18 protein-coding genes are annotated in these 15,524 nt (G+C 57.8%); all 18 read left to right on the top strand.

The genetic code is table 11. The annotated features are described in order from the left end of the window. The first annotated feature begins 13 nt into the window (after nt 1–13). The 18 genes from OL236_RS08375 (at nt 14) to atpD (ending at nt 15,522) form a co-directional block, all read left to right on the top strand. Nucleotides 14–1,177 carry a PilN domain-containing protein gene (locus tag OL236_RS08375; protein WP_265071811.1) on the top strand — a complete coding sequence of 388 codons (1,164 nt, stop codon included), beginning with the start codon at nt 14–16 and terminating at the stop codon, nt 1,175–1,177. A 26-nt stretch (nt 1,178–1,203) separates the two neighbouring features. Further along, nucleotides 1,204–1,725: a type 4a pilus biogenesis protein PilO gene (gene pilO / locus OL236_RS08370; RefSeq protein WP_265070254.1), complete on the top strand. Its 522-nt coding sequence runs from the start codon at nt 1,204–1,206 to the stop codon at nt 1,723–1,725. Between the two features lie 170 nt (nt 1,726–1,895). Next, nucleotides 1,896–3,050 (top strand): chorismate synthase, encoded by a 1,155-nt coding sequence (gene aroC, locus OL236_RS08365; RefSeq protein ID WP_320109796.1) that lies wholly within the window; start codon nt 1,896–1,898, stop codon nt 3,048–3,050. 1 nt (nt 3,051) lies between these two features. Further along, a complete protein-coding gene (locus tag OL236_RS08360; protein WP_265070253.1) occupies nt 3,052–3,582 on the top strand; it encodes a shikimate kinase in 531 nt (176 codons plus the stop codon). Nucleotide 3,583: 1 nt separating this feature from the next. Then, nucleotides 3,584–4,672 carry a 3-dehydroquinate synthase gene (gene aroB / locus OL236_RS08355; protein ID WP_265071809.1) on the top strand — a complete coding sequence of 363 codons (1,089 nt, stop codon included), beginning with the start codon at nt 3,584–3,586 and terminating at the stop codon, nt 4,670–4,672. A gap of 128 nt (nt 4,673–4,800) precedes the next feature. Continuing rightward, nucleotides 4,801–5,001: a cold shock domain-containing protein gene (locus tag OL236_RS08350; RefSeq protein WP_006190995.1), complete on the top strand. Its 201-nt coding sequence runs from the start codon at nt 4,801–4,803 to the stop codon at nt 4,999–5,001. Between the two features lie 292 nt (nt 5,002–5,293). Then, the gene (gene hpf, locus OL236_RS08345) at nt 5,294–5,839 is read left to right on the top strand and encodes a ribosome hibernation-promoting factor, HPF/YfiA family (RefSeq protein WP_006190997.1); all 546 of its coding nucleotides are present in this window, start codon (nt 5,294–5,296) and stop codon (nt 5,837–5,839) included. 193 nt (nt 5,840–6,032) lie between these two features. Beyond that, nucleotides 6,033–7,082 carry an MraY family glycosyltransferase gene (locus tag OL236_RS08340; RefSeq protein ID WP_009647185.1) on the top strand — a complete coding sequence of 350 codons (1,050 nt, stop codon included), beginning with the start codon at nt 6,033–6,035 and terminating at the stop codon, nt 7,080–7,082. 67 nt (nt 7,083–7,149) lie between these two features. Next, nucleotides 7,150–8,307, top strand: a complete 1,158-nt coding sequence (gene wecB, locus OL236_RS08335; RefSeq protein ID WP_265070252.1) for a non-hydrolyzing UDP-N-acetylglucosamine 2-epimerase — start codon at nt 7,150–7,152, stop codon at nt 8,305–8,307. Next, nucleotides 8,307–8,543 carry an AtpZ/AtpI family protein gene (locus OL236_RS08330; RefSeq protein WP_265070251.1) on the top strand — a complete coding sequence of 79 codons (237 nt, stop codon included), beginning with the start codon at nt 8,307–8,309 and terminating at the stop codon, nt 8,541–8,543. Before wecB ends, OL236_RS08330 begins: the two co-directional genes overlap by 1 nt. Nucleotides 8,544–9,066: 523 nt before the next feature. Continuing rightward, nucleotides 9,067–9,444, top strand: a complete 378-nt coding sequence (locus tag OL236_RS08325; protein ID WP_265070250.1) for an ATP synthase subunit I — start codon at nt 9,067–9,069, stop codon at nt 9,442–9,444. 84 nt (nt 9,445–9,528) lie between these two features. After that, on the top strand, nt 9,529–10,287 hold the full coding sequence (gene atpB / locus OL236_RS08320) for a F0F1 ATP synthase subunit A (RefSeq protein WP_009647180.1): 759 nt from the start codon (nt 9,529–9,531) through the stop codon (nt 10,285–10,287). A 58-nt stretch (nt 10,288–10,345) separates the two neighbouring features. Further along, nucleotides 10,346–10,600: a F0F1 ATP synthase subunit C gene (gene atpE, locus OL236_RS08315; RefSeq protein ID WP_009647169.1), complete on the top strand. Its 255-nt coding sequence runs from the start codon at nt 10,346–10,348 to the stop codon at nt 10,598–10,600. A 45-nt stretch (nt 10,601–10,645) separates the two neighbouring features. After that, nucleotides 10,646–11,149 (top strand): F0F1 ATP synthase subunit B, encoded by a 504-nt coding sequence (atpF, locus tag OL236_RS08310; RefSeq protein ID WP_006191016.1) that lies wholly within the window; start codon nt 10,646–10,648, stop codon nt 11,147–11,149. Continuing rightward, nucleotides 11,143–11,685 (top strand): ATP synthase F1 subunit delta, encoded by a 543-nt coding sequence (gene atpH, locus OL236_RS08305; protein WP_006191018.1) that lies wholly within the window; start codon nt 11,143–11,145, stop codon nt 11,683–11,685. Before atpF ends, atpH begins: the two co-directional genes overlap by 7 nt. A 22-nt stretch (nt 11,686–11,707) precedes the next feature. Beyond that, entirely contained in the window at nt 11,708–13,228 is a 1,521-nt protein-coding gene (gene atpA / locus OL236_RS08300; protein ID WP_265070249.1) for a F0F1 ATP synthase subunit alpha, read from the top strand. A gap of 17 nt (nt 13,229–13,245) precedes the next feature. Beyond that, nucleotides 13,246–14,097 carry an ATP synthase F1 subunit gamma gene (gene atpG / locus OL236_RS08295; RefSeq protein WP_265070248.1) on the top strand — a complete coding sequence of 284 codons (852 nt, stop codon included), beginning with the start codon at nt 13,246–13,248 and terminating at the stop codon, nt 14,095–14,097. A 12-nt stretch (nt 14,098–14,109) separates the two neighbouring features. Then, on the top strand, nt 14,110–15,522 hold the full coding sequence (gene atpD / locus OL236_RS08290; protein ID WP_265070247.1) for a F0F1 ATP synthase subunit beta: 1,413 nt from the start codon (nt 14,110–14,112) through the stop codon (nt 15,520–15,522). Nucleotides 15,523–15,524 lie beyond the last annotated feature (2 nt).

Genomic DNA, 15,524 nt, shown 5'->3' with positions numbered 1-15,524 from the left:
TGCTTTGCGAAACGTGCTGAGAAAGATGCGTGCGCTGTTGCGTGAGCCGCAGCGCGGGGCAGTGGGCGTCTCTTTGACGGATGGCGGAATCTGTCTCGCCTGTCTTGCAGGGACGGAAGAATTTCAAGGCAGGGAGGAGACGCTGCATCTTCCCTTGCCGCCGACGGAGGCGAAGGAATCGCTTTGGCAGGAGGCGGCGGGCGTCATCCAAGTCGCCCTTGCCAAGCGCGGCTGGGAGAAGAGCCGCATCGCCGTCTGTTTGACGGAAGACGAGGTCTTTTCCTACAGCAGGGAGTTTCCTCCTTTGTCCGAGCGGGAGATGCGCGAGGCTGCGCGTTGGGATTTGCTCGCGAGTCTGCCGGATGCTCATGAGGAGGCGGCGTACTCGCTGGATTTTCGGCGCGTGGGCGAGAGGGAGGTCGTTCTGGCGGCCTTGCCGCGCGAAAAGGTGCGGGAAATTCATCGCGCTTTCTCGCATGCGGGACTCTGCCTTGCGTCCCTGTTCTTCTTGCCGACAGGAGCAGGACGGCAAGTGCCGGGTACTTTTGCCGCAGATGGAATGAATTTGGCGGCGGACGATTTGCCGCAGGAAGAGGATGGGGCTGCTTTTCTGGCGGTGCAGGAACTTCTTTCGCGAGAGAAAAATCACTTGGAACTGCTGCCCGAGTCGATGCGTCCGGCAGATTGGGCATTCGGCAGGCTGGCCGCCCTGCTTGCGGGCATTTTCTTCTTCTGCATGGCGTCGATTTATGGCTGGAACGCTTGGCGCATCCATGAGCTGCAGGGAGAGGTGCAGAAGAATGCGCACGAGATGACGCTCCTTTCCGCTGAGAGGGCACGCATGGAGCAAGAGGCGCAGGAGGATGGACGTGCCGCGCAAAAGGAACGCCAGCTCATTTCCTTGTCGAAAGGCGCTCTGCCATGCCGCAGCCTCTTGGTACACTTCGGCACGCGCACGGTCGAAGGCGCTTGGATTCGCGGACTGCGCGTTGTCGACGGTCATGCGGTCGAGCTTGAGGGCGCGGCGACGAGTTACGACGCTCTGGCGGATTTCGTGCGCGTATTGGAGGAGGACAAGGGCTTCTTCCGGGCGGCTCCCGTGCTGAAGAAGTCGGAGCGCAAGCAGGAAGCGGCGGGAGGCTCGCTCATTTATTTTTCGTTGGAATTGAAGATATGAGGGAATTTTCCAGAAAGGATGAAGAAATGCGGTCAAAGATGCTTCTCTCGGCAATCTTTGCGCTGGCGCTGCTTCTCTGCGCGGCATTCTCCCAACTGTGCTTTTTGCCGCAGCGTGCGGAAATCGCAAGGCTGGAGGGGGAAACGGCGAAGGAACAAGAAGCGCTTGTCGCCGTGCAGAACTTCATGAACGCGCACGGCGACGGGGCGGAACGCGCAAAAGCGCGTGCCGAACGCAGTGCCGCGTTGGAAAAGCGCCTGCCCGCTCGCATGGGACAGGGCGATTTCCTCGCGCTTTTGGAGCGCGAAGCGCAGCATGAGAAATTGATGCTCGCCGCCGTCGCACCCGGGCAGATCGAAGAGGAGGGCGGCGTTTCGCGCCTGCCGCTCGATGTGGAGTTGGACGGCGATTATTTTCATCTGCTCGCCTTCCTGAAGGATTTGGAAAAGAGCGAGCGCTTCGTTCGCATGGAGAGCACGGAGATCAAGAGCGAGGACGGCAGGCTTCATGTGAAGATGCGGCTTTCGATTTTTGCCGAGAAGGAATGAACGTCTCCTCAGCAGATGTTTTAGGGGTGCACAGGGGACGCTTCCTAATTGTGCGCCGCCCTTAACGAAAGTTATCCAATCAGTCTGCGCCCTTTGGGCTTGACTTCTTGGACTTTCATAGTAGACTAAATAAAGTTGGAAGGTTATATTTTTGAAAGTGGGAAATCATATTGAGCACATTGCGTTTTTTGACGGCGGGCGAATCGCACGGTCCGTCTTTGACAGCCATCTTGGAGGGCATTCCAGCGGGGCTTTCGCTGAGATTGGAAAACATCAACCGTGACCTGGCGCGTCGCCAGCAGGGCTACGGGCGCGGTGGGCGCATGAAGATCGAAACGGATACAGTGCGAATTCTCTCGGGCGTGCGCTTCGGCGAAACGCTCGGCTCTCCTATTACGCTCTCGGTCGAAAACCGCGATTGGCAGAACTGGCAGGAGCGCATGGCGGCGTTCGGCGATGCGCACGGCGAGAAGGTGACGGCGGCGCGCCCCGGACACGCAGACCTCACGGGCGTTCGGAAGTACGCGCGTGAGGACATCCGCGACATCTTGGAGCGGGCGAGCGCGAGAGAGACGGCGATGCGCGTCGCCGTCGGCGCCGTGGCGAAGGAGCTTCTCTTCGCACTCGGCGTCACGGTCGAATCCGCCGTGCTCGACATCGGCGGCGTCGCCGCCGATGCAGCCAAGCGCGAGACGGGCGCGGCGCATAAGGCGGCATCGGAACTCAACTGCTTTGATGCTGAGGCTGAAGAGCGCATGAAAGAGAAGATTCGCGCGGCGAAAGAGGCGGGCGATACGCTCGGCGGCATCTTCGAGGTGCGCATCGCGGGTGCGCCGCTCGGACTCGGCAGCCACATCCAGTGGGACAGGCGTCTCGACGCGCGGTTTGCCGCCGCCATGATGTCGATCCAGGCCATCAAGGGCGTTGAGATCGGCGCAGGCTTTGGCTATGCAGCGCTCCCCGGCAGCGAGGCGCACGACGAGATGTTCTTGGGCGAGAACGACTCCGTCGTGCGCAGGACGAACCGAGCGGGCGGACTTGAGGGCGGCATGACGAACGGCGAGGATATCGTCATTCGTGCCGTCATGAAGCCGATTCCGACGCTGATGAAGCCGCTTCATTCCGTTGACATCGAAAAAAAAGAGCCCGTGCTCGCTTCGAAGGAGCGCAGCGACGTCTGCGCTGTGCCCGCCGCCTCTGTCGTCGGCGAGGCGATGGCGGCCTTCGTGCTCGCCGAAGCCTTTATTGAGAAGTTTGACAGCGACAATATGGGCGACATGAAAGCGGATGTCGAAGCGTACAAGAAGCGCACGGAGGAGGCGTGAGATGAAGAACGTCGTATTGATCGGCTTCATGGGCACGGGCAAGACGAGCACGGGACGTGCGCTTGCACAGCGTCTCGGCCGCGCCTTCGTCGATCTCGACCGCATGATCGAGGAAGAGGCGGGGCGCTCGATTCCCGAGATCTTCGCCTCTGAGGGTGAGGCGGCTTTCCGCGCTTTGGAAAGGGAGGCAGTCAGGCGCACGGCCAAGCGCCGCGCTCTCGTGATTTCGACGGGCGGCGGCACGGTCAAAGACGCGGCGAATGTGGCGCTGCTCAAGGAGAACGGTGCGATCATCTGCTTGACGGCCTCTGTCGACGCCGTGCTCGCACGCACGGCTCATGTGGGCGATCGTCCCGTGCTCGACGCAAAGGATGCAGGAGATCGCCGGCAGGCGGTGGCAGACCTCATGGCAGAGCGCAGGGAACTTTATGATGTCGCGGATTACAGCGTTGACACGAGCGATCTTTCACCGCTGCAGGTCGTCGACGACATCGCCGGCTATTTGAAGAGAGAAGGTGTTTTTCGTGCGTGAGATGCACAAGGTGCGCGTGGAACTTGGCGCAGCGAGTTACGACATCTTTATCGGCGAGAATCTTCTGCCGGAAATTTCCGATTTCGTAAGGGCGCAGAATTTCTCGCACAAGACGCTCGTCATCTCCGATGAGAATGTCGGGAAGATTTATGGCGAGAGGACATTGGCAGCCTTGCGCGAGGCGGGATTGGAACCTGCGCTCCATCTCGTGCCCGCAGGCGAAGCCTCGAAGTCGCTTGCCGTTGCAGATGAGATTTTTACGCACGCCATCGAGCTGGGACTTGATCGCCGCTCGCCCGTATTCGCCTTGGGCGGCGGCGTCGTCGGCGACCTCGCAGGATTCATCGCTGCGGCGTACATGCGCGGCGTTCCCTTCGTGCAGCTGCCGACGAGCCTTCTCGCGCAGGTCGATTCAAGCGTCGGCGGCAAGGTCGCCGTCAACCATCGCCTCGGCAAGAATCTCATCGGCGCTTTTTACCAGCCCGCCGCCGTTTTCGCCGATCTCGCGACATTCGCCACTCTGCCCGAGCGCGAGATCCGCACGGGACTCGGCGAGATCATTAAGTATGGCATCATCTTTGACGCAGATTTCTTTGCCGCTCTCGAAGATCATGCGGCAGACGCACTGCGCCTTTCGCATGATGCGGCGCTCTTCATGGTCGAGCGCTCGTGCGAAATCAAGGCGGAGGTTGTCGCTAAGGACGAGAAGGAAGGGGGCCTGCGCCGCATTTTGAACTACGGGCACACCATCGCTCATGCCATCGAGAAGGAAACGGGCTATGCGCGCTACAATCACGGCGAGGCTGTCGCCATCGGTTCTTTGGGTGCGGCGTACATCAGTGAGGCACTCGGCATGATCGATGATGCCGACGTCCTGCGCGTGCGCCGTCTGACAGAGCGTCTGGGACTGCCACTGTTCGCCGAAGGCTGCACGGTCGAAGGCCTCTATGCGGCGATCTTCCACGACAAGAAGACGGTCGACGGCAAGGTCAACTGGGTGCTCATGGAAGGCATCGGCAAGGTCTGCGTGCGAGACGATGTGCCAGAGAGCATCGTGCGCGCGGCGATGGCGCGTTGCTTGAGATTTTAGAAAAAATATGGCGTCCTCGTAATCATTTCCTCCTATTTGATTGACAGATTAGATGGTAGGGTCTATAATGAAATTGCGTGAGTATCAGGCGCGGTTCTGCAACACACCAAGAAACAGGAGGAATTACTATGGTTGGTAAGGTCAAATGGTTCAGCGCAGAAAAGGGCTATGGTTTCATCGAGAGGGAAGACGGCGATGATGTTTTTGTCCATTTCTCTGCAATCCAGGGCGATGGGTTCAAGACGTTGGCTGAGGGTCAGGGCGTAGAATTCGAGATCGTCGAAGGCGCACGCGGCCCGCAGGCTTCCAATGTCGTGAAGACGGCGTAAGCTGCGCGAAAGCATATCGTGTTCCCTCAGAGAACGTTGATTGAACCACGCGTTTTCTGAAGTTTGGCAAAGACCGGCTCCGTTTGGAGCCGGTTCTTTTGTTTTCAAGCGAGGGGAACGAGTCGCTGAAAGACAAATCGAAGGCCGGCACGTGGAGCGGAGGGGCAGCCAGTGAAAACGCATTGGATGACCCTCGTGAAAATTTTCAGAAACATTCTTTTCCAAAAGAAGGGTTTTGCGAGCGGAGAGAGAATATATACAGCAGAAGATACAGGAAAGGGGACATGTCACTATGGCCACATTCACGGTACGAGGGAAAAACATTGAGATCACCCCATCGCTCAAGGACTATGTCGAGAAGCGTGTCGGCAAAATCACGAAGTATTTTGACGAGGTGGGCGAAATCTCGGTGCTCCTCACGGTTTCCAAAGGACGCCATATTGTCGAAGTCACTGTGCCCATCCCGGGTGGTGTTCTGCTCCGGGGCGAGGAGGCCACGATGGATATGTACACCTCCATCGATCTCGTCGTCGAGAAGCTTGAGCGTCAGATCCGCAAGCAGAAGACGCGCCTTGCCAAGCGTTTCCGCGGCGGCGGTTTCAAAGAAGAGGCCGTCCAGCAGATGGGTGCGATTCCCGTACAGGAGGAGGAAGGCGAGTTCCCGCTCGTGAAGACGAAGCGCTTCGTCGTGAAGCCTATGGATGTACAGGAGGCAATCATGCAGATGAACCTCTTGAACCACAACTTCTTCGTGTTCCGTAACGCTGAGTCGGAGGAGATCAACGTCGTTTATCGCCGCACGGACGGCAAGTACGCCTTGATCGAGCCGGGAAATTAAGTTTTTTGTTCTGTGTTTGACTGCCCGCCGGTGCTTCGCGCCGGCGGGCTTTTCAATCAGCCTGCGCCCTGCGGGCTTGACTTCTTGGGCTTTCATGATACAATGGTTCATGAAAAAGTGGAGTGGCTGTTGAAAAGAAACGGTGACGCTTTTGGAGGCGTCCTGCGGGTATATAAAAGGGGTGCTGTTTTCCATGCCGAATCACGTTTTGGCGTTCCTCGTCGCCATGGTTGTCGCGGTTGCCGTGACGCCGGCGGTCATTTTTTTTGCGAAAAAAACGGGGGCGCTCGATGCGCCGGACGCGCGTAAGGTTCATAAGAAGCCGGTACCGCGCATTGGCGGAGTCGGCATCTACATCGCCTTTATGGCCGCGATGCTCAGCTTTATGGTCTACGGGGAGCTTTCGGATGAGGTTTTGACTGAACTGGCAGGACTCATGACGGGCGGCTCTCTCATCGTGCTTCTGGGACTCATCGATGACTACAAGAATCTGCCCGCGAAGGTCAAGCTCCTTGGGCAGATCGTCTGTGCCTGCGTGCTCGTCGCTTTCGATGTGCGCATTGACTTCATCACCGATCCGTTCGGCGATTATCTTTACCTAGAGTATCTTGCTATACCCGCGACGATCTTTTGGATCGTCGGTCTGACGAATACCGTGAATCTCATCGACGGCCTCGACGGCTTGGCGGCGGGCGTCGCCACCATCGCGTCTGTGACCATCTGTCTCGTTGCCCTGCAGCAGGGCTATGCGCTCGTTGCCGTGCTGACGGCGGCGCTTGCGGGAGCTGCCATTGGCTTCCTTTTCTACAACTTCAATCCGGCGAAGATCTTTATGGGTGACACGGGTAGCATGTTCCTCGGTTTCATGCTCGCGGGCATCTCCGTCATCGGCGCTGTCAAGAGCGCGGCGACGATCGCTCTCATCGTGCCGATTCTCGCGCTCGGGCTCCCCATCATGGACACGACATTTGCCATCGTGCGCCGCTATCGCGGCGGCGTGCCGATCTTCAAGCCGGACAAGGGACATCTGCATCATCGCCTGCTCGACCTCGGCTTTACGCAGCGTCAGGCGGTGCTCTTAATGTACATTATAAGTGCCCTCTTGGGTCTCAGCGCCGTCGCTTTGACGGAGGTTTCGGGCGGCATCGCGCTCCTCATCTTCGCCGGAGTCGTCGTCTCCGTGCTCTTCGGCGCGAAGAAGCTCGGCATCTTCCGCATGAACGATTCCGCCCAGACGCATTGATGCGGGGCGGAGTTTTTGCCACACTTTCCACGCGTTCGTTCCAGTGAGGGAAAAGGAGAACAAACCTATGAAGAAGATCAAGGTCATGACGGTTTTCGGCACGCGCCCCGAGGCGATCAAGATGGCGCCGATCGTGCTCGAACTCAAGAAACATGAGGCAGAGATAACGCCGCTCGTCGCCGTGACGGCGCAGCATCGCGAGATGCTCGACCAGGTGCTTTCGCTCTTTTCCATCACGCCCGACTACGATCTCGACATCATGGCGCAGGGACAGACGCTCTTCGACATCACGTCGAAGGCTCTCCTTGGACTCGATGGCGTTCTCACGAAGGAGAAGCCCGACATCGTACTCGTGCATGGCGACACGACGACGACGTTTGCAGGTGCTTTGGCGTCTTACTATCATCAGACGGCAGTCGGCCATGTGGAGGCGGGGCTTCGCACGCAGGATAAGTATTCACCGTTTCCCGAGGAGATGAACCGCAAGCTCACGGGAGCGATCGCCGACCTCCATTTTGCGCCGACGATGACGGCAAAGGCGAATCTTCTGCGCGAGGGCGTGAATGAAAACCGCATCTTCGTCACGGGCAATACGGTCATCGACGCCCTGCAGCAGACGGTGCGTGAGGATTTTTCCTTCGACGATGCGCTGCTCGACGGCCTCGGCGGCGGAGGGCGGCGCATCGTGCTCGTGACGACGCATCGGCGTGAGAATCTCGGCGAGCCGATGCGCCACGTCTATAAGGCGCTCAAGGAGCTTGTCGAGGAATTTTCCGACATTGAAGCGGTATTCCCTATGCACAAGAATCCTAAGGTGCGCGAAGTCGCCCGCGAAGAACTCGGCGGCCTTGATCGCGTCCACCTCATCGATCCATTGGACTACGAGCCGTTCGCAAACCTTATGGCGCGGTCGCACCTCATTCTTACGGATTCAGGGGGGGTGCAGGAGGAGGCGCCGGCGCTAGGCAAGCCAGTGCTCGTGCTGCGCAATACGACGGAGCGGCCCGAAGCCGTGGAAGCGGGGACGGTGCGTCTCGTCGGTACGGATAAGGAGCACGTCTATCGAGAAGCGAAAGAACTTCTGACCGACGACGCTGCTTACCAGCGCATGAGCGGCGCCTGCAATCCTTACGGAGACGGTGAGGCCGCGCGCCGTATCATTCAGGCGATTCTCTACCATGCGGGTCTTTCCCATGAAAAGCCCGACATCTTCTCTGCTTGCTGATGGAACGGCAAACATCGCCGAAGGAAAAAGGTGCGTTCCGTCAAGCGCTCGATGCCTACATCTTTTTGAGTGGCATCGGTATCTTCTTCTGCGCCGTTCTCGGCGTTTGCATGTACGCGGGGAGCCTGGTGGATGAGGCCTTCTCTTTGGGACACAAGGGAATCTTTGCGGGAATCCTCGTGGGGTTTCCGCTCGCCCTCTTTTCCGTCTATCGGCGCGTGCGCCGTATGCGCTGACGATGTCGCGGGCAGTTTTCGCGCGGTGCATGAAGGAATATAGAAATAAGAAAATTTTTCAAGAAAACTTAAAAGATGCTTAAGTGTATCTCTCTTTTCTGCGATACATAGGTATAACGTCGTGCTTTCGTATAGCGGAAAATGCTTGCCATTTCGTCGCTGCAAAGAGAGAAGCCAAGGTGAGTCTCTGCTGCGAATATTGACAAGATGAATTTATGAACTTTGCTATAATTTATATTGATTATTTATTTATAAAAAGATAGATATTGTTTATATAATTGCTGTCTATTTTTAACTATTTTATCATTCTTTAATTTTATGGCGATTTCCGCTTGTTTTCGGCAGGGGAATGGCTTCTTTTGTCGAAACAGTAAAATAGCTGCAAAGGTTTTTTTAAGGAAACACTGAATTTATCAGTGGTTCCTTAAAGAAAATGATGCGGCGGTTTGGGAATGCTGAGATGTTCAGCGATTTCTTACAATGATATTCGCACCACGGCGCTTTTTTGCCGAAGGAGGAATATGTGAGGGAAGTCTTATCGGTATATGCGAAGCGGCTCGCTGCATGGCTTCTTGGCTTTGCGCTCATGGCGCTCGTTTCGTTCGCCGCCAGCGGACGCGCGGGTCTCATTGGCGCATGGCTCATCGGCTATCTGGCGGCGGCAGTCTGTCTGTGGAATCTCGTATGGCGCACATGGCGGAGCACGACGCTGACCGCCGAACGCGCCAAGCGCGAGATGCAGCAGGGATTCGTTCTGCGGCTCGTCACGATTTTTATCGTGTTCTGGGCTGCTGTGCAGATCTCGACCGAGGTGTTCTTCACTGTGGTTTCGGGCTTTGCCCTATGCTACGTCGTGACGATGCTCCACATCATGCTGCTCGCACTCGAAAAAGACCGATAAGGGAAAGGCGGACTGAATCCGCGCTTTCCGGGGAGATGCTTTTCGGCCCTCTCCGAGATTTATCCGAAAGGGAGGTAGTTAAACATGCATGAAATCGGTGTTCGCGAAGTTATTCAGTTCGCCGGCATGACCTTCAATGAGGAAACCTTGATCATGACATGGATCACCATGGCGGTCGTCCTTCTCATCGCGATTCTCGCGACGCGCAATTTGCAGCTCATTCCCTCGGGCTGGCAGAATGTGCTGGAGATGGTCGTCGTGTGGCTGCATGAGCAGATGGATGCGACGCTCGGACCGAAAGGTCGCTGGCTCGCGCCAATGATCATCACCTTGTTCATGTTTCTCTTGGTTTCCAACTGGATCGGCCTCGTGCCGAAGATGGCGTCGCCGACGAATGACTTGAACACCACGTTGGGGCTTGCGCTCTTTGTCGTCGCCTTGGTGCATGGCCTGGGCCTCTATATGGGAGGCATGAAGTACATCAAGCACTTCTTTCAGCCAACACCCGTCTTCGTCATCCTTAATATCATTGAGGAATTAGCGAAGCCCATTACTCTGGCCTTTCGTCTATTCGGCAACATCCTTGCAGGCGAGATACTCATCATCATCCTGCTGAAGCTCTTGCCGATTTGGATGCCTGTGCCGTCCGTCCTCTGGCTTGCTTTCAGTATCTTCATCGGTATGGTGCAGGCCGTCATTTTTACAATGCTTTCGATAGCGTACCTGTCAAATTCTTTCCATGCAAGTGAGGGAGAAGATCATGGACACGGCGTCAACGCCATGAGCGAGGGCGGTGCTCTGCTTGATGCGGCGGAAGCCATCCGCGCAGGCGGGGAGCATTGAAAGTGACAGGGATGGTTCCTTTCTGTTTTTGTATTGTATTTTAAGGAGGAAATTTTTCATGGAAAACGCGATTATGGTAGCAGCCGCTTTGATTGGCGCAGGTATTACGATGGGTCTTGCCGCGATCGGCGCCGGCATCGGCGACGGTCTTGTCACGGCTCGTTTCATCGAAGGCATCACGCGTCAGCCAGAGGCGAAGAATACCCTCTTCACGAACACGCTGATTTCCGTCGGTCTGATCGAGGCTATGGCGATCATCGCGACGGTTGTTGCCCTGATCATGCTCTATGCGAACCCGCTTCTGACGAAATAAGGAGAGCATAAATTCTCTCTATCACAGAAAAGGGGGTACAGCAAATTGATCGATATAAATTGGACCCTTGCGGCTCAGATCCTGAACTTCCTGATTCTTGTCGTGCTGCTTCGCGCCTTTGCCTATAAGCCGATCGTCAACATGCTCCAGGAGCGTCAGAAGAAGATCGAAATGAGCCTCGCCAAAGCGGACGAGGACGTGGAAAAGGCCGAAGCCCTCAAGAAGGAATACGAGGATCAGCTCGCGAGCGCCCGCGTCAAGGCGCAAAGCATCATCGACTCCGCTTCGCGTCAGGCGGCGGAAGAGCGCGATGAGAGCGTCGTGAAGACGAAGCGCGATATTGAGCAGATGAAGAAGTCTGCGGCGGAGGAGATCGAGCGCGAGCGCCGCGCGGCAGCGGAGACGCTTCGCGCCGAGGTCGTTGCCCTTTCGATGGCGGCGGCGAGCAAGGTCATCGCGAAGAACCTCGACGAGAAGGCGAACGAGAGCCTCATCGCCGAGTTCGCCGATCGACTCGGCAACGAAAAGCTTGGTGATCTCTCATGCTGAATCTGCAACTGGCGAAAAAGTATTCGCGCGCCATTTTCGAGATTGCCGCGGATGAGAAGAAACTCAAGGAGTACGGCGAAGAACTCACGGGCGTGACGCGCGCCGTATTCGATGAGCCGATGCTCCGAGGCTTCGCAACGAATCCGCAGGTGCCGCCTGAAGCAAAGAAATCGCTGTTCAAGAAGATTTTCTCGGGCGAACTCTCCTCGGATATTGAGAACTTCATCATGCTCTTGATCGACAAGCATCGCATGGACCTTCTGGAGGTCATAGATGCTCAGTATCAAGATTTTTCCAACGAGGCGCAGGGCATCGTCGTCGCGGACATCACGACGGCGCATCCGTTGACGGGAGCGCTGGAAAAGCTTCTTGCCGAAAAGCTCGAAAAGGCGACGGGGCGCAGCGTGAAGCTCAGGAAGCACATCGACGCCGCCATCATCGGCGGTGCGATCGCCCAGATCGGCGACAAGCGCATCGACGGCAGCGTACAGGGCAGACTTGCAGCACTGCGCGCCGAGATACTGGCGAACAAGTGAGAAATTGGGGTGACAGCATAAGATGAAAATGAATCCGGAAGAAATAACGGCCATCATCAAAGACCAGATCAAGAACTACAACGTCGATCTGAACGTCGATGATGTCGGCACTGTTATCGAGATCGGTGACGGCATCGCCCATATCCACGGCCTCACGAAAGCCATGGCAGGCGAGCTGCTCGATTTCGGCAATGATGTATACGGTCTTGCCCTGAACCTCGATCAGGACGACGTCGGCGCCGTTATCTTGGGCGGCGACACGGAAATCAAGGAAGGTGCGACGGTCAAGCGCACGAAGAAGATCATGCAGGTGCCGGTCGGCGAGAACATGGTCGGCCGCGTCGTCGACGCTCTCGGGCGTCCGATCGACGGCAAGGGACCCATTCAGGCGGCAGAGCATCGCGCCGTCGAGTTCTCCGCGCCGGGCATCGCGGACAGAAAGTCCGTCCATGAGCCGCTGCAGACAGGCCTCAAGGCGATCGACGGCCTCGTGCCGATCGGCCGCGGCCAGCGCGAGCTCATCATCGGCGACCGCGGCACGGGCAAGACGGCGATCGCCGTCGATACGATCCTCAACCAGAAGGGACAGAACTGCATCTGCGTCTATGTTGCCATCGGCCAGAAAGCGTCGACGGTCGCACGCGTCGTCAAGACGCTCGAAGATGCCGGCGCGATGGAATATTCCATCGTCGTCGCTGCGACGGCGGCGGACAGCGCTCCCTTGCAGTACCTTGCGCCGTACGCGGGCGTCGCCATGGCGGAGTACTTCATGTACAAGGGCGGCCATGCACTCTGCGTTTACGACGATCTGACGAAGCATGCCGCCGCTTACCGCGCGATGTCGCTTCTGCTGCGCCGTCCGCCGGGGCGTGAAGCCTATCCGGGCGACGTGTTCTACCTGCACTCGCGCCTTCTAGAGCGCGCGGCGAAGCTCTCCGATGAGCTTGGCGCAGGCTCCATCACGGCTCTGCCTGTCATTGAGACGCTGGCAGGCGACCTCTCGGCATACATTCCGACGAACGTCATCTCGATCACAGACGGTCAGATCATGCTCGAAACCGACGCGTTCTACTCGGGCATCCGCCCGGCTATCAACGTCGGCCTCTCCGTCTCGCGCGTCGGCGGCTCGGCGCAGATCAAGGCGATGAAGCAGGTCGCGGGCACCTTGCGCCTCGACCTTGCACAGTACCGTGAGCTCGCTGCTTTCGCGCAGTTCGGTTCCGACCTCGACAAGGCGACGAAGGAGCAGCTCGATCGCGGCGCACGCATGGTCGAGACTTTGAAGCAGCCGCAGTACACGCCGCTCGCCGTCGAGGATCAGGTGCTCGTGCTCTTCACGGCGGTGCGCGGCTTCCTCGCGGACATCCCCGTCGAGAAAGTCGTCAAGTTCCAGGAGGACTTCATCAAGTTCATGCACGCAAGCCATGCCGATGTCGGCAAGAAAGTCGCTGAGCAGAAGAAGCTCGACGATGCTTTGGAAGCCGAGATCAAGAAGTGCATCGAGGAGTTCAAGGAGACGATTTCTTACAGGGTCAAAGAATAATAGCGAGGTGATTCATTTTGGCTAGCTTGCAGGATATACGCCGAAGGATCAAGAGCGTAAAAAGCATCCAGCAGATCACGAACGCTATGAATATGATCGCGACCTCAAGGCTGCGCCGTGCCAAGGATGCGGCGACGAACAACCGCCCCTACGCAGAGAAGATGGTCCAGGTGGTCAAGGACATCGCGGCGAATGCCGGCGATTTCAGCCATCCGCTGTTGGAGACGCATCCGGACGGCAAGACGCTCTATCTCGTCTGTGCCGCTGACAAAGGGCTTGCGGGTGCTTATTCGAGCAACGTATTCAAGCTCGTCGCGAGTCTCGTTGAAGACAAGTCGAAGACGACGCTTGTGACCGTGGGCCGCAAGGCGCGCGATCATTTCAAGCACAGAGGCTTCGATGTCGCGGAATCCTACATCGGCATCAGCGAGCGTCCGACTTACGAAGAAGCGCGCACGATCGCCCAAGATCTTACGAATCGCTTCACCGAAGGCGGCATCAAGGAGATCCACATGGTCTACACGCGCTTCATCTCGTCGATCAGCTGTGTGCCGGAAACGATGCAGCTCCTGCCCTTTAGAGGGCTCGGCGAGGCGAAGGAAGGCCCTCATGCGGAGTACTTCTACGAGCCGTCGGCGGAGGAAGTCCTGGGCTTCCTGTTGCCGCAGTACCTCGTGACGACGGTGTACGCGGCGCTCTTGCAGTCCGCCGCGAGCGAACTCAGCTCCCGCATGAACGCGATGAGCAACGCGACGGACAACGCCGAGGAACTCATCCGTAAGCTCGACCTGCACTACAACAAAGTGCGTCAGGCTGGCATAACCCGCGAGATCACCGAGATCGTGGGCGGTGCGGAAGCCTTGAAGTAAGGAGGTTTAGCATTGGCTAAAGGTAAAGTGGTACAGGTCATCGGACCTGTCGTAGATATCGAATTTCCAGCGGGAGAGCTGCCGGCCATCCTCAATGCCATTACGATCCAGGGTAAGGTGGAAGACCTCGACATCGACCTCGTCGTCGAAGTCATGCAGCATCTCGGCGACAGCGTCACACGCTGCATCGCCATGAGCTCGACGGACGGTCTCATGCGCGGCATGGAAGCCGAAGACACGGGCGCGCCGATCAAGGTGCCCGTCGGCGATGCGTGCCTCGGGCGCGTCTTCAACGTGCTCGGCCGCACGGTCGACCACAATCCCGCTCCCGTCGGCAACAAGGAGTCGTGGCCGATCCATCGTCCGGCGCCGACATTCGATGAGCAGGAGACGTCGACGCAGATCCTTGAGACGGGTATCAAAGTCGTCGACCTCATCGCCCCGTACTCGCGCGGCGGGAAGATCGGTCTCTTCGGCGGCGCGGGCGTCGGCAAGACGGTTCTCATCATGGAGCTTATCCATAACATCGCGACCGAGCACGGCGGCTACTCCGTATTCGCCGGCGTCGGCGAGCGTACGCGTGAAGGAAATGACCTCTGGTCAGAAATGACGGAGTCGGGCGTCATCGACAAGACGGCACTCGTCTACGGTCAGATGAACGAGCCGCCGGGAGCGCGTATGCGCGTCGCTCTGACGGGGCTTACCATGGCGGAATACTTCCGCGATGTGCAGGGGCAGGACGTGCTGCTCTTCATCGACAATATTTTCCGTTTCATTCAGGCGGGTTCCGAGGTTTCGGCTCTTCTTGGCCGCATGCCTTCCGCCGTCGGCTATCAGCCAACATTGACGACGGACGTCGGCGCTCTGCAGGAGCGCATCACCTCGACGAAGAAAGGCTCGATCACGTCCGTGCAAGCGGTCTATGTGCCTGCCGACGACTTGACGGACCCGGCGCCTGCAGCGACGTTCACGCATCTCGATGCGACGACCGTTCTTTCGCGCCAGATCGCCGAGCTCGGCATCTATCCCGCCGTCGATCCTTTGGATTCCACATCGCGCATCCTCGACCCGAACGTCATCGGCGAGGATCACTACGAAGTCGCGCGCGGCGTGCAGGCGGTGCTTCAGAAGTACAAGGAACTGCAGGACATTATCGCGATCCTCGGCATGGAAGAGCTTTCCGACGAGGACAAGCTCACCGTTGCGCGTGCGCGTAAGATCCAGCGCTTCCTGTCGCAGCCGTTTGCCGTCGCCGAAGTCTTCACGGGCTCGCCCGGCAAGTATGTGCCGCTGAAGGAAACGATCCGCGGCTTCAAGGAAATTCTCGAAGGCAAGTACGACGATCTGCCCGAGAACGCGTTCTACATGGTCGGCAACATCGACGAGGTCATCGAAAAAGCGGACAAGATCAAAAAGGAGGGATGATT

Origin of the sequence: Selenomonas sputigena (genome assembly GCF_026015965.1) — a bacterium.
GTDB lineage: Bacteria > Bacillota > Negativicutes > Selenomonadales > Selenomonadaceae > Selenomonas.
The sequence above is the reverse complement of the archived record's forward strand: the minus strand, read 5'-3'. Positions and strand labels throughout refer to the sequence as shown.